This window comes from Sphingorhabdus sp., from assembly GCF_044374345.1.
Classification (GTDB): domain Bacteria; phylum Pseudomonadota; class Alphaproteobacteria; order Sphingomonadales; family Sphingomonadaceae; genus Sphingorhabdus_B.
In genome coordinates this window covers 1-14,231 of sequence record NZ_JBILOS010000056.1, presented here as the reverse complement: position 1 = coordinate 14,231, position 14,231 = coordinate 1, and the positions used below count along the sequence as shown (strand labels likewise).

Sequence of the window (14,231 nt, the reverse complement as noted above, 5' to 3'; positions counted from 1 at the left end):
CCTATTTCTGGACGGTTCTGCGACGGGCGCTGCGGCGTTAGGTGTTGGCAAAAGGCCAGTCGCGGCGGGCAGGGCCAGCAGCGATCTTGATTTCATCATCGCCCCCGGTCAGCCCGACCAGTCCATTTTGTTAAAGCGCATGGAAAGCACGGATCCGGGCATCGCGATGCCAGAGCTTGGGCGCTCAACGGTGCATGAAGAAGGCGTGGAATTGTTGCGGCAATGGATCGCCGCAATGCCGTCCAATACTCACTGACGCATGAGGCGCTTTAATTGATATTGGTTGCCATCCCAACCTTCAAACACCGCGCCGATGCCGGGGTGACTGACCGGCCCTTGTTCGCAGTCTGACAGCAAATTTTGCTGGCTAACATAGGCGATATAGCTGCTTTCGGCATTTTCCGCGAACAGGTGATAAAATGGCTGATTTTTGATCGGCCGAATGGGCTCGGGTATCGATTCATACCATTCGTCGCTGTTAGCGAACACCGGATCGATGTCGAAAACGACGCCGCGAAAGTCAAAAATGCGGTGGCGGACCACATCGCCGATGGAAAATGCAGCTTCAGCTTGTTCAGGAAGAGGAATTTGTGACGTCATACGACTAATATCATGCCTAATGCCGCGCAAATCAACCTTCAGTCTTGGCAAAGCGAAAAACATCAGTTAATGGCCCCGCTCTGTCATCAGGACGCGCCGGTTTGCCGGCAACGACCAGTCCTAATGATTTGCGGAGAGATGGCTGAGTGGTCGAAAGCACCGCACTCGAAATGCGGCGTGCCGGTGACGGTACCTAGGGTTCGAATCCCTATCTCTCCGCCATTTTTTGCCTGCCCTTATGTTTTGACAAAACGTGCATTTGGTCTCACGACTTACACGAAGTCATAAAGCCTGTCCGACCCAAGGAGACTGGGGTGAGCCGTAGGCTTTTTAACCGGGAGGGGTGCGCATGAAGAGGTTTGGTCCGATGTTGATGGCGCTGCTTGCCGCGGTACTGTTGGCGATTTTTGCGACGACCCCGCCGGAGGCAACGCCCAGTGATGCACCGCTGCGAAGCTTCTCTGCCACTCGGGCTATGGCGGATGTGAGGACAATGGCAAAACATCCGCACGTTACTGGTTCGGCGGAGAACGCAGTCGTGCGCGATCATATCCTACGCCGCATGGAAGCTCTCGGGATGGAAGTTTCGACCAGCACGGGCCTCATCGACGCCAAGGGAACAAAACGGCGCAATCATTGGAGCGGACGCAATGACCCACCAGCCACCTTGGTCAATTTAATCGGCATTCTGCCCGGGAAAAATCGCAACGCTCCTTCAGTCGTCCTGATGTCGCACCATGATACGGTTTGGGGCTCGCCCGGCGCCGCAGACGATGCATCGGGTGTCGCTGCAAGCTTGGAAGTCGTGCGCGCAATCCGCGCTCAGGGGCAACAGGAACGCGATCTGGTCATGCTGGTCACCGATGGCGAAGAACTTGGCTTACAGGGCGCGCGTCAATTCTGGGCGAACCATCCTTTACGCAAAAGCGCCGGCGCGGTTATCAATATGGAAGCACGCGGAGGCGGGGGACGGACTACCCTGTTCCAGACGTCGCAACAGAATGGTGAAGCTATGCAAGTTTACGCCGATGCGGTCCGTCGCCCTGGTGCATCTTCACTTGCTGCGTTCATTTACGCGCTCCTCCCCAATGATTCCGATCTGACACCTGTCATCAAGCATGATTACGCCGCCTATAACTTTGCCTTTATCGGGCGATCCGGCCTCTACCATTCACCAATGGCGACGCCAGACAACCTTGATCAAGGCGCATTACAGGACATGGGTGGACAGGTTCTCGACCTAACCCAAGCGCTCCTAAAAATAGACAGGCTTCCCCAAAGGGCCCCTGATACCGTGTTTTTTGACGTATTCGGTTTGTTCACGGCGATCTATCCCGCTTGGCTTGGTTGGGGAATGATAATCATCGCGGCGGGCGGAATGGGCCTTGCCGTACGGCAAGACGGAGCAAACGGTTTAGCCGCGGGTGCTGGACGTATGTTAGCGCTGATCGTACTCAGTGCGGCGATACTCTTCGCGCTTAATCGCTTATCCCTTGGGCTCGAGCCCGCCAATTATTATGACCGCTTGGCCGCGATCCCTCGGCTAGAGGTTATGGCGGTGTTGGGTTCGCTTGCGGCGTTTCTCACGGCTTTTGCCAGCTGGAGACCAAGTCGCGTCGGTGTTGTAGGTGCGGCGCTACCACTGTTTATCATGTGCCTTGCCGCGCAAGCATTGGCGCCGACGGCAGCTTATGTGCTGGTTCTACCAATGGTGCTTGTCACCATTACCCTTTGGGTACGGCATTCTGCCGTGCGGATTGGTATTGCGGCACTGGTCGGAGGCTACATGTTGGCGCTGGGGCATCAGTTGATGCAAGGGGTAGGGCCGACGCTTCCGTTCGTGGCAGCGCTACCACTGGCATTGGCCGTTTTATCGACACTACCGCTTTGGCCCGGCATGGAGGTTCGAAAGGCACGGATGATAACCGTTGTCACCTTGCTGGGGGCAGCGTCCGTTTCATTGTGGGTTTTACTGGACGCGCCTGCCGAGAGCCGAGCCGTTTATTCCGATAGCAAGCAGTGAACGGCGGTTTGCTTCGTACGGTCATCTTTGCGCCGTCACAGCATCATAAAGTCAGCAAATAAGCGATGACCTGTTCACGCGCTTTGCGGTCCTGAATGCCGTTAAAGGGCATTTTGGTGCCGGGTACGGTTTTCCTTGGATTGGTTAACCACCGGTCGAGCGTTTTGGCGTTCCACGTTAGTCCAGACGCCTTGAGCGCGGGGCTGTAGGCATATCCTGCAAGCGTGCCAGCGCGGCGGCCGCCGACGCCGGCTAGGCTAGGGCCGAATGCTGTCTTTCCAGCCTGTGTCGAATGACAGCCAGCGCACACCGCAAATGCGGGTGGGCGTGCTTGCTGCGCCGTCGCCGGACTGAATAGCGGGGTTGCCGCGAAAAAGATGGGAAACGCGGCAAGAGCCACTGATAGCGGGAAATAGCGCACGCTTAGCCTCACCAGTTACAATTGATAGATAGAAAAATGGCGACGGCAGAATGAACCGCCGTCGCCTTCAATATGGGTTATTGGAAGCGATCTGCGTCCATGACCTTGGTCCATGCCGCGATGAAATCGGCCACGAACTTTTCTTTGCCATCATCCGAAGCATATACTTCGGCGACGGCACGCAGCTCAGCATTTGACCCGAAAACGAGGTCGACCGGTGTTGCGGTCCACTTGGCCGCACCGGTTGCCCGGTCCTTGCCTTCATACAGGCCAGCATTGGTCGCCGACTTCGCCCATACTGTGTCCATGGACAGCAGATTGGTAAAGAAGTCGTTGGTCAGCGTGCCTGGCTTGCTCGTGAATACACCCGCAGTCAAACCGCCCGCATTCGCACCCAGAACGCGCATACCGCCGACCAATACGGTCGTTTCTGCAACGGTCAGGTCAAGCAAGTCCGCCTTATCGATCAGCGCTTCGGTTGGACCGAAATAGGCGTCTGATGCAAAATAGTTACGGAAACCGTCGGCTTTTGGTTGCAGCTGGTTGAACGATTCCACATCGGTTTGGTCCTGTCCGGCGTCGACGCGTCCAGCCTTGAACGGAACGGTGACATCCTGCCCAGCGGCCTTTGCAGCTTGTTCGATGGCCGCATTACCGCCAAGCACGATCAAGTCGGCGATGCTGACCTGCTGGCCGCCCTTCGCGCTTTTGTTGAACGCGGTGCGGACCGTTTCAAGCTTGGCCACAACCTTGCTGACTTCGGCAGGGTCATTGACGGCCCAATCCTTCTGCGGCGCGAGGCGCAGACGGCCACCATTGGCTCCGCCACGCATATCGGTTGCGCGGAAGGTTGATGCCGATGCCCATGCTGTCCGTACGAGCTCGGCGGTCGTTAGGCCTGAAGCCAAAATGCTGGCCTTCAACTGCACGATATCCTCCGCGCCGATGGGGGCATAATTTGCCTTCGGTAGCGGGTCCTGCCACTTCAAGGTCACTTTTGGCGCGTCCTTGCCGAGATAACGGGCTTGTGGCCCCATGTCGCGGTGGGTTAGCTTGAACCATGCCTGTGCAAACGCGTCCGCGAACTCTTGCGGATTTTTCTGCCAGCGCTTGGTAATCTTCCGGAATCCGGGGTCTTCACGCAATGCAATGTCGGTGGTGAACATGATGGGTGCATGACGCACGTCAGGACGATGTGCATCTGGAACCATGTTCGCTGCCGATGGGTCGGTTGGTATCCACTGTACGGCGCCAGCAGGGCTTTTCGTCTTTACCCATTCAAAGCCGTAAAGATTGTCGAGATACTGCGTGGTGAACGCGATTGGGTTGGACGTCCACGCACCTTCAAGTCCGCTGGAAATTGTATCTTCCGAATGGCCTTTGCCGCATTTGTTTGTCCAGCCCAAGCCTTGCTGTTCAATGGGCGCCACGCCGGGGTCACCGGCAACGCACTCTTCGGGCTTCTTTGCGCCATGTGCTTTTCCAAAGGTGTGGCCACCCGCGATCAGCGCAGCCGTTTCGGCGTCGTTCATCGCCATCGCACCAAATGCACGGCGAATGTCGGTCGCCGCGGCGAGGGGGTCAGGAACGCCGTTTGGACCTTCTGGATTGACATAGATAAGCCCCATCTGCGTTGCCGCCAATGGACCCTTCAAATTGCCCTTTGCGTCGCGGCGTTGGTCGGTCAGCAATTTGGTTTCGGGGCCCCAGAACACGAGATCAGGCTGCCATCTGTCGACGCGACCGCCAGCAAAGCCAAGGGTTTTGAAGCCCATGTCTTCCATAGCCACATTTCCGGAGAGAACCATCAGGTCGCCCCATGAAAGTTTACGGCCGTATTTTTGCTTGATTGGCCATACCAAGCGGCGTGCCTTGTCGAGGTTTACGTTATCTGGCCAAGAATTAAGCGGTTCAAAGCGCATTTCGCCGCCGTCAGATCCACCGCGACCATCTCCGGTGCGATAGGTGCCTGCGCTGTGCCATGCCATGCGGATGAAGAACGGACCATAATGGCCATAGTCAGATGGCCACCAAGGCTGCGATGTTTTTAGGACCTTGCGAATGTCTTCCTTGACCGCATCAAGATCGAGTGTGGCAAATTCGGACGCATAGTTAAAGTCGTCGCCATAAGGGTTCGCGCGCGCTTCATTTTGGCGCAGCGCAGTCAAGTCGACCTTCTTTGGCCACCATTCCGCTTTTGGTTCGGCCGTTTCGGCATGTGCCGCAGATGCGAGGGCCACTGGTGATGTGGCGGCAAGCAACGCGACGAGGGCGATGTTGCGTATTTTCATGGAATTCTTCTCCCGTTTAACCGTGGACACCCATTTGGTGTATGATGGTGTTACTGGCGATGCGTCGCCAAGCCCAACGAGATTGATTGGTCACAATAATCGATTGCGTTGATGATAGTGACCAGAAGCGACGGCCCAAGAAGGTTCGCAATAATGTGTTTTTGCTGACGCAATCTGCAGTCAGGTGGTTGAGCCCGCCTGTGCATTGACGCCATTTGGCGTGAAATACACATCTGACTTAAGGGCATCGACCGCCGTTGCGGCTTCCTGTTCCATTTCCTGAAGATAGGCAAAACGATGTTCCAAGAAGTCGGTTTCACTGACTTTTTCAAGCCGTCCGCATAGGCGCGATAGTGAACGGGCGCCCATATTGTTGCCGGAACTTTTGAACGCATGTGCGCAGAAACGGAATTCCGAAACATCGCCTTCCGCAACGGCTTTACGTAAGGGGCCCAGCGTTTGTTCGACATCTTCGACAAAGCCTTCGATCATCGCATTCACAAAAGCGTGATCGCCAATAGACAACAGATACTGGATTTGACCGTGGTCGATTGGCGCTCCAGCTGCTGGAATATTTCCAAAGATGGACGCGACTTCATCCAACGGATCGGTTGGTAATGGCTGGGGAATTGCCGCTTCATTCGTGTCGGCGCAGCAATACTTTTCGATGGCGTTGAGAAGCATTTGCGCGTCCACAGGCTTAGTGATGCGCATATCCATTCCCACGCTTCGGCACTTGATCTCGGTTTCTGAAGTTGCGTCGGCTGTTATGCCGATAATCGGCAGGTGGTTTCGTCCGCCTTCACGCTCACGCCATATGGAACAGGTGTCGATGCCGTTAAGTCGCGGCATGTTCACGTCGATCAGCAATATATCGATGCCACCCTTTTTCATTTCCTCAAGCGCTTCGTCGCCGTCCGTGACCATGACAACTATATGGCCAGCAGCTTCCAAAATGGCGGCTAGGACATTTCGGTTCGTCCGGTTGTCATCCGCCACCAATACGCGTTTGGGCGTGTAGCGCGTGGCCGATGGTATTTCGACGCGGTGCGTACTGCCTATACCGGTTCGGTTGCGCAGGATATCCTGTTCAGGCGTTACATCACCGCGCAGCTTTCTCACAAAGGACCTCATTTTGCCGCTAGCCTGAATGGCTGGGCACCGTCCTTAAAAAGACGATGGAGGTTATGGACAGAAAGCGGACGACCCATCAGATATCCTTGAACCTCATCGCAACCGGAAGCGCGTAGCAGCGTGAACTGGGCCTCTGTCTCGACGCCCTCTGCGACGACCCGCATATTCAGCGCATGGGCCAAATGGCCGATAGTGGAGATGATGGCGCGATCCGTTGCCGACGTTTCGACCCGCGAGATGAAGGTTTGGTCAATTTTTAAACGGGTGGCCGGCAGGTCTCGCAAATATTGAAGTGATGAATAGCCCGTGCCAAAATCGTCGATCGAAATTTGAATGCCGCCCGCGCGTAAAGTTGCCAATTGCTCGCGCACCTTTGGGCTGTTGTCAATTAACAGCTCTTCGGTAATTTCAATCGCCAGCTTGCCGGGTGGAATGGCATATTTCGCGGCCAGATCGAGAATTTCGGAACACATGGCTGCATATTCAAACTGCTTGGGCGATACGTTGACGGCTATATGTGGAAGTTCAATGCCTTCTTCGGCAAACAAGGCAATCTGTTTGCACACGGCTTCAATGACCCATGTGCCGATACGACCAATTAAGCCCGAGTCATTGGCCACCTTGATAAAATCGGACGGGTACAAGCGTCCCCTGACCGGATGGTTCCAACGCAATAGAGCCTCAAGGCCTACATAATTGCCTGACGCGGTATCGACTATCGGCTGATATTCCAGGAACAACTGATCGCTGTTGAGCGCGTCACGCAGGTCGCTCTCGATGCCTGCATTCAATTGCGCGATGTGGTTCATGTGCGGGGAAAAGAAGCAGAAGCAATTTCGGCCAGAGGATTTGGCCTCATACATGGCAAGGTCCGCCAGACGCAGCAGTTCATCGGGGGAGGTACCATCTTCGGGAATAAGCGCGATACCAATGCTGCCACCGATGAGCTGCTCAACCCCGCCTATCATATAGGGATCACCGATTGTTGCGAGCAGGTTGGTGCACACGGCTGCGGCTTTATTATTGTCCTCGAGATTTTGGAGGACAATGGCGAATTCGTCCCCGCCGATGCGCGCGGCAAAGCCATTGCTGTCCAGGGCGGAGGTAAGACGCTCGGCGACTTGGCGCAGCAAAATATCGCCTGTCTGGTGCCCGCGCGTGTCGTTAATGACTTTAAATCTGTCAAGGTCGAGCAGCAGCAGCGCCGCAACCTTGCCGCTTGCCTTGCTCTCATCGATAGCGGTGCGCATCCATTGTGCAAGCAATGTACGATTGGGAAGGCCCGTGAGCATATCATGCAAGGCAAGATGCGTTCGGTGCTCTTCGGCGAATTTGCGCGCCGTGATATCAAGCCCGGTGGTCAGGACACCTATGGTTTGGTTATCTTTGTTCCGGAGCGGTGATTTGTTGCAGTGAAAAGTGAGATCAATGCCTTCACTGACAAATTTCTCTTCGAAATTAGGTAGAGAGATTCCCTTCTCCAAAATGACGTTATTCCGGCGCGTTTCGCGCTCAAGCAATTCGCGTTCCATGATGTCCGAAATGGGACGGCCCACCAGTTGGTCGGGGTCGCGACCGAACAGCGCTGCCTGATAGGAATTTAAAAACAGAAATTTACCGTTTCGGTCCGTCGCGTTGATCAAAATCGGCGTCGTGTCGATGATTTGCTCCAGCATCGACTTGCCGCCTTTATCGTCGCCGTCCGTGCTATCTGCGCCGGTCCGATTGGCCTCTAGTGATTGCTTGAGCTCTTGCTGCCGATAATGCTGGCCCAAGAGCAATAATGCGCGATCGCGAAATTCGATGTGGGATACTGGCGTTTGCAAAAAATCGGTCGCGCCGGCATCCAGCGCTGTAATGCGGCATTCCCGGTCTTGCCGCGCCGTAATGATGATCGCAGGAATATGCGCGCCAGCGGTGCGTGAACGGAATTTGCTGATAAATTCCGCACCGTTCATTTCGGGCATGCGGTAGTCCACCACAAGCAGGTCTGCAGTCTCGGTCTCCAGCCATTGCAAAGCCTCAATCGCGCTATGAAAACACTTCGCGGAGAACTCCGGACCCATCATCGCAACATATTGCGCGTAAATGCGTAAGTTGGTCGATCTGTCGTCTACAATGACAATGCGCGCATGCATGCCACAGCGGTATCGGCATAATCTCAAGGAATGGTTAAACCGCTGTTCGTGTTTCGCGGGCTATGTGTCCGTGCACCTGACCGAAGGTGTTTGGATTCCGACGGTTGCCAAAAACATGCTCCGGCCTTAGCAGTGGGGCATGCACAATATGCCTCATTATGAAGAGCAATATCTTTCGTTGATGCGCCGCATTTGGACCGAGGGTGCTGTCCAGCGCGATCGGACTGGTGTTGGCACCAAAGCGTTGTTCGGCGCCACTATGCGCTTTTCGCTGGCCGACGATGCTATTCCGCTGTTGACCACCAAGCGGGTGTACTGGAAAACAGCGGCGCGGGAGATGCTATGGTTTTTGACCGGCAACACAAATATTCAGCCCTTGCTTCAACAGAATGTCAAAATCTGGTCCGACTGGCCTTTGGCTCGATATCGGCGCGAAACGGGCGAGGAAATCACGCAAGAGGCATTTGAACAGCGCATTGTCGAAGATGATGGCTTTGCCGCGCAATGGGGCGATTTGGGTCCAGTATATGGCGCGCAGTGGGTCAACTGGCCGCGGTATGAGGCCACTGACAACGGGCTATTCCGGCGTGCCGAGAAGGGCATCGATCAAGTCAGTCTGCTGGTCGAAAGTTTGAAGAACAACCCGGGGTCGCGCCGCCACATCATCGAAGGGTGGAACGTCGCCGAGCTTGATCAAATGGCGCTTCCGCCTTGCCACAAGACTTACCAGTTCCATGTCGCGGACAATGTCTTGAGCTGCATCTTGTTTCAGCGTTCGTGCGACCTTGGATTGGGATTTGCGTTCAATGCATTTTCTGCTGCTTTATTGACGCGGATGCTCGCCGCGGTCTGTGGGTACAAGGCGGGCGAACTCATCTGGCAGGGCGGCGACGTGCATTTATATCTGAACCACGCACCGTTGGTTGAGGAGCAGTTGAGCCGAGCGCCGTCTGGCAACCCCAAGCTAAAGCTTTTGCGCACGCCCGACAGCATTTTTGATTTCCGCATCGACGATTTTGAAGTGTCCGATTATCATCCGCAATCCCACATTTCTGCGCCGGTTGCGGTCTAATTGCGCATTAGGACAGCTATATTGACCTAAAGGACCGTTTGAAATATTATAACAACCATCGATAATAAACTGCCTGAGTCGTTTCGGGTAAATAACTGCGGAGATGGTGATGATGCACGGTATCAAGGACAATCTCGCGCCGCTTCATCTCCATGTGCCGGAACCCAAGTTCCGCCCCGGCGATAAGGCCGATTTTAGCGACATCATTGTGCCCGAAGTGGACGCCATAACGCGTCCGGATGAGCACGCCAGCCCGGCGGATATACATGCGCTTGCTTATGGCCTTGTCCGCGTCTTGGGCGATGATAATCGCGCCGTTGGCAGTTGGAATCCCAGGCTCGATGCAGATACGCTGCGGGCCATGCTGCGCAAGATGCTGTTATTGCGCGCCTTTGATGACCGCATGTTCCGTGCACAGCGGCAGGGCAAAACCAGTTTCTATATGAAGTCTTTCGGCGAAGAAGCGACGTCGGTTGCAACTACGATGGCGCTGCATTCGGATGACATGTGTTTTCCAAGCTATCGCCAGCAAGGCATTCTGATTACGCGAGATTATCCGCTGGTTGATATGATGAACCAGATTTATTCGAACAGTGGCGATCGTCTGAAGGGACGCCAGCTACCCATCATGTATTCGGCCAAGGATTACGGATTTTTCAGCATTTCGGGCAACCTGACAACGCAATATCCGCAGGCGGTGGGTTGGGCGATGGCGTCTGCATCGCGCGCCGATACCCGTATCTCGGCCGTTTGGTGTGGTGATGGATCGACCGCAGAAGGGGACTTCCACAGCGCGCTGACATTTGCCGCCGTATATAATGCGCCGGTTATCTTTCAGGTGGTGAACAACCAATGGGCGATTTCGTCATTCTCCGGTTTTGCAGGGAGTGAGCGGACAACGTTCGCCGCCCGTGCGATCGGTTATGGCATCGCTGGACTGCGCGTGGACGGCAATGATGCGCTCGCGGTTTTTGCCGCCATGCAGTGGGCGGCCAACCGCGCGCGGACGAACGGCGGGCCAACCTTAATCGAATATTTCACCTATCGCGGGGAAGGGCATTCGACGTCGGATGACCCCGACGCGTACCGTGCGGCGGAAGAATATGCCTTATGGCCGCTTGGCGACCCTGTGACGCGTCTCAAGAATCATTTGATAGCGATTGGCGCGTGGATTGACGAGCAGCATGAGGCGCTCATTCTGGAGCTGTCCGATTTCGTAAAGGCGTCCCAGAAAGAGGCGGAGCAGAACGGGATTTTAGGCCACGGCCTGCATCACCCAATGGAAACCATGTTCGAAGATGTGTTCGAAGAAATGCCATGGCATTTGAAAGAACAATGCGAACAGATGTTGGAAGAACAACGCGACAAATTCGGCCCTGAATGGGAGGCGCGCTGATGTCTGAGCCCGCGACCAAAACGATGAACATGATTGAGGCAATCAATAGCGCGCTCGACGTGATGCTGGCGAAAGACCCCGACGTTGTCATCATGGGGGAAGACGTCGGCTATTTCGGCGGCGTGTTCCGCGCGACTGCGGGGCTTCAGAAAAAGCATGGCAAAACCCGTGTTTTTGATACGCCCATCAGCGAATGTGGCATCATTGGCGTTGGAGTCGGCATGGCAGCCTATGGCCTTCGCCCCGTGCCCGAAATTCAGTTTGCCGATTACATCTATCCCGGCCTTGACCAGTTGGTCAGCGAGGCTGCGCGCATGCGCTATCGTTCCGCCAATGACTTTATCTGCCCCATGACCGTGCGTTCGCCCTTTGGCGGCGGCATATTCGGCGGCCAAACGCATAGCCAAAGCCCCGAAAGCCTGTTCACGCACGTCTGCGGGATCAAGACAGTTATTCCCGCGACACCTTATGATGCAAAGGGGCTGCTGATTGCCGCGATCGAAGACAATGACCCAGTCGTGTTTTTTGAGCCCAAGCGGATCTATAATGGCCCGTTCAGCGGCTATTATGACCGTCCGGTCGAACCATGGTCCAAACATGACGGCAGCGCCGTTCCAGAAGGCTATTATCGCATCGACTTAGGCAAGGCGGCGGTTGTGCGGGAGGGGCAGGCTGTCACGGTCCTGACCTACGGCACGATGGTACATGTGGTGAAGGCCGTCGTCGCAGAGCATGGCATTGACGCCGAAATCATCGACCTGCGGACATTATTGCCACTGGACATCGAAACCATTGAGGCATCGGTGAAGAAAACGGGCCGCTGTATGGTTGTGCATGAAGCGACCCGAACGAGCGGCTTTGGCGCTGAACTGGCGGCACAAGTGCAGGAACGGTGCTTCTATCATCTCGAGGCACCAATAGAGCGTGTGACCGGATTTGACACGCCATATCCACACAGCCTCGAATGGGCATATTTCCCCGGCCCCGTGCGGCTCGCCCGCGCATTTGACAAGATCATGAAGGACTGACTTTATGTCCATATTCACATTCAACTTACCGGATATTGGTGAAGGCATAGCCGAGGCGGAAATCGTTGCATGGCATGTAAAGGTTGGCGACAGAATTTCTGAAGACCAGCCGCTGGCGGATATGATGACCGACAAAGCGACCGTCGAAATGGAAAGCCCGGTGGCGGGGATCGTGACCAAGGTTGCTGGCGAGGCGGGTGATGTCATCGCCATCGGATCCATGCTCGTGGAGATAGAAACCGCGACTGACGTCAGTCAGGGGGAACGCACGGTACAGGTAGAAGCGGTTGCCACGGTCGAAGACGAACTGCCACATGCGCCTGAACCAGTCGCTGCGGAACCAGCGGTCGTGCAGGAAAGCCCTACAGATGCAGCGGCGCAGTCGCCTAGCATGAGCGCCGACCATAAGATTACGGCGTCGCCCGCAGTGCGCCAACGTGCAAAGGATCTCGGCGTCGAATTGACTGACGTCAAGGCGGCAGGCGGGCATGTGCGGCACGCGGATCTCGACGCGTTTTTGGCCTATGGAAGCGGGCAGGGCTACCGCGCACCCCATATCAGCGCGCGCCGTGATGACGAAATTGTCAAAGTCATCGGTATGCGCCGGCGTATCGCGGACAATATGGCGGCATCCAAACGCCACATCCCGCATTTTACCTATGTTGAAGAAATTGACGTCACCGCGATTGAAGCGATGCGCGCCGACCTGAACGCCAATCGCGGCGCAAGGCCAAAGCTGACCATGCTCCCATTGCTTATCGTGGCGATCTGCAAGTCGATTCCGCAATTTCCGATGATCAACGCCCGTTACGACGACGAAAATGGCGTGGTGACGCGCCATGGCGCTGTGCATTTGGGCATGGCGACGCAAACCGATGCCGGATTGATGGTCCCCGTCATCCGCGATGCGCAAGACAAAAATATCTGGCAGCTTGCGATGGAGATTGCGCGCCTTGCCAACGCTGCACGGAGCGGTACAGCGAAAAGTGAAGAGCTGTCGGGCTCCACGCTTACGGTGACGTCACTTGGCCCCTTGGGCGGCATTGTGACCACGCCTGTCATCAATCGCCCTGAGGTTGCGATCATCGGGCCCAACAAGATTGTCGAACGCCCAATGTTTGTCGGCGACACAATCGAGGCGCGAAAATTGATGAACCTGTCGATCAGCTGCGACCATCGTGTTGTCGACGGTTGGGATGCAGCCAATTATGTTCAAGCTTTGAAAAAGCTACTCGAAACGCCGGTTTTGCTATTCGCCGATTAAAATTTGTCAGTCGAGATTTTGGTAGCGAAAAAGCCGGGTTTGGAACTCATTTGCCGGAAAACGAGCCTTTTATGACAAATGCCGTTGACAGAATCTTGCGTCGCTTATAGTGCGCCCCCACCGCAAGTTAGCGGGTGTAGCTCAGTTGGTTAGAGCGCCGGCCTGTCACGCCGGAGGTCGCGGGTTCGAGCCCCGTCACTCGCGCCACTTCCCTGAAAATCAGGTTGTAGGTGGTGCGCGGAACGAACCTGTTTCCATCCAGATCATCAGTGGCCGCATGGGCGCGATCCAGATAACGCCGGCGATCAAATAAATGACGCTCTGCAACAATATGTGCAGTTGGCCGATGAATTCAGACGCGCTGACAATCAGCACCGACCAAACCAGAATAATCAGCAATATCGCCAGCATGCCCGCGGGCTTACGCCATGTCGGTTGCTTCTGTGGTCCATTCATAATGTTATCCAGGATTTTTCTGTAAGCACGGCATCGAGCGGAACGTCCCAAATATCCGATGCGAGTGCAGAGGTGAATTGAACCGACCAGGCAAGGCCGATGGCGATGGAATGATCCAGCACGCTGAGTGCGCGATCATAATGACCCGCACCCTGGCCAAGCCGGATGAGCCTGTCGTCATAGGCCAGCATGGGAACAAGGACTATATCGGGTTTACACTCAGGGGCGGTCTCAGCAGGCTGTAGAAGGCCGAATGCGCCCGGGACAAGGTCGTCATCGGGCGACCAGCGTAAAAACCGCATGGGTGCGCTTTTGCTGGTTACATGGGGCAGGGCAAGGTCGCAGCCCATGGCATGCGCTTGTGCAAGGATCGCCGCGGGATCGACTTCGGAGCCCTTTGCGACATAG

12 protein-coding genes, 2 tRNA genes and 1 pseudogene are annotated in these 14,231 nt (G+C 55.6%); 8 read left to right on the top strand and 7 right to left on the bottom strand.

The window, feature by feature from the left end; genetic code table 11:
• Nucleotides 1-256, top strand: a pseudogene (locus ACIQ5B_RS07125) (hypothetical protein); the annotation flags it as partial.
• On the opposite strand, the gene hspQ reads toward ACIQ5B_RS07125, so the two are convergent.
• The gene (gene hspQ, locus ACIQ5B_RS07120) at nt 250-600 is read right to left on the bottom strand and encodes a heat shock protein HspQ (protein WP_397598406.1); all 351 of its coding nucleotides are present in this window, start codon (nt 598-600) and stop codon (nt 250-252) included. The pseudogene ACIQ5B_RS07125 and the gene hspQ overlap by 7 nt on opposite strands.
• Before the next feature lie 132 nt (nt 601-732).
• On the opposite strand from hspQ, the gene ACIQ5B_RS07115 reads away from it, so the two are divergent.
• Together ACIQ5B_RS07115 and ACIQ5B_RS07110 are read left to right on the top strand one after the other, a co-directional pair.
• A tRNA-Ser gene (locus tag ACIQ5B_RS07115) sits at nt 733-822 on the top strand.
• Between the two features lie 127 nt (nt 823-949).
• Nucleotides 950-2,623 carry a M20/M25/M40 family metallo-hydrolase gene (locus tag ACIQ5B_RS07110; RefSeq protein WP_397598405.1) on the top strand — a complete coding sequence of 558 codons (1,674 nt, stop codon included), beginning with the start codon at nt 950-952 and terminating at the stop codon, nt 2,621-2,623.
• A gap of 43 nt (nt 2,624-2,666) precedes the next feature.
• On the opposite strand, the gene ACIQ5B_RS07105 is transcribed toward ACIQ5B_RS07110, so the two are convergent.
• The 4 genes from ACIQ5B_RS07105 to ACIQ5B_RS07090 form a co-directional block, all read right to left on the bottom strand.
• On the bottom strand, nt 2,667-3,044 hold the full coding sequence (locus ACIQ5B_RS07105) for a c-type cytochrome (RefSeq protein WP_397598404.1): 378 nt from the start codon (nt 3,042-3,044) through the stop codon (nt 2,667-2,669).
• 77 nt (nt 3,045-3,121) lie between these two features.
• The gene (gene katG, locus ACIQ5B_RS07100; RefSeq protein ID WP_397598403.1) at nt 3,122-5,335 is read right to left on the bottom strand and encodes a catalase/peroxidase HPI; all 2,214 of its coding nucleotides are present in this window, start codon (nt 5,333-5,335) and stop codon (nt 3,122-3,124) included.
• Between the two features lie 180 nt (nt 5,336-5,515).
• Nucleotides 5,516-6,457 carry a response regulator gene (locus tag ACIQ5B_RS07095; protein ID WP_397598402.1) on the bottom strand — a complete coding sequence of 314 codons (942 nt, stop codon included), beginning with the start codon at nt 6,455-6,457 and terminating at the stop codon, nt 5,516-5,518.
• Between the two features lie 8 nt (nt 6,458-6,465).
• The gene (locus tag ACIQ5B_RS07090) at nt 6,466-8,607 is read right to left on the bottom strand and encodes an EAL domain-containing protein (protein WP_397598401.1); all 2,142 of its coding nucleotides are present in this window, start codon (nt 8,605-8,607) and stop codon (nt 6,466-6,468) included.
• A gap of 139 nt (nt 8,608-8,746) precedes the next feature.
• Here ACIQ5B_RS07090 and thyA point away from each other — a divergent pair, with 139 nt between their 5' ends.
• The 5 genes from thyA (at nt 8,747) to ACIQ5B_RS07065 (ending at nt 13,574) form a co-directional block, all read left to right on the top strand.
• Nucleotides 8,747-9,679, top strand: coding sequence for a thymidylate synthase (gene thyA, locus ACIQ5B_RS07085; protein ID WP_397598400.1), 933 nt, complete (start codon nt 8,747-8,749; stop codon nt 9,677-9,679).
• 109 nt (nt 9,680-9,788) lie between these two features.
• Nucleotides 9,789-11,075: a thiamine pyrophosphate-dependent enzyme gene (locus ACIQ5B_RS07080; RefSeq protein ID WP_397598399.1), complete on the top strand. Its 1,287-nt coding sequence runs from the start codon at nt 9,789-9,791 to the stop codon at nt 11,073-11,075.
• Nucleotides 11,075-12,103 carry an alpha-ketoacid dehydrogenase subunit beta gene (locus ACIQ5B_RS07075; protein WP_397598398.1) on the top strand — a complete coding sequence of 343 codons (1,029 nt, stop codon included), beginning with the start codon at nt 11,075-11,077 and terminating at the stop codon, nt 12,101-12,103. The genes ACIQ5B_RS07080 and ACIQ5B_RS07075 overlap by 1 nt, the downstream gene beginning before the upstream one ends.
• Nucleotides 12,104-12,107: 4 nt before the next feature.
• The gene (locus ACIQ5B_RS07070; RefSeq protein ID WP_397598397.1) at nt 12,108-13,367 is read left to right on the top strand and encodes a dihydrolipoamide acetyltransferase family protein; all 1,260 of its coding nucleotides are present in this window, start codon (nt 12,108-12,110) and stop codon (nt 13,365-13,367) included.
• A 130-nt stretch (nt 13,368-13,497) separates the two neighbouring features.
• Nucleotides 13,498-13,574, top strand: a tRNA-Asp gene (locus ACIQ5B_RS07065).
• A 12-nt stretch (nt 13,575-13,586) separates the two neighbouring features.
• Here the strand turns inward: ACIQ5B_RS07065 and ACIQ5B_RS07060 are convergent.
• Nucleotides 13,587-13,823 carry a DUF2842 domain-containing protein gene (locus tag ACIQ5B_RS07060; RefSeq protein WP_395629418.1) on the bottom strand — a complete coding sequence of 79 codons (237 nt, stop codon included), beginning with the start codon at nt 13,821-13,823 and terminating at the stop codon, nt 13,587-13,589.
• The coding region (locus ACIQ5B_RS07055; RefSeq protein WP_397598396.1) for a 5-formyltetrahydrofolate cyclo-ligase at nt 13,820-14,231 on the bottom strand (412 nt) is incomplete at its 5' end. The genes ACIQ5B_RS07055 and ACIQ5B_RS07060, both read right to left, overlap by 4 nt.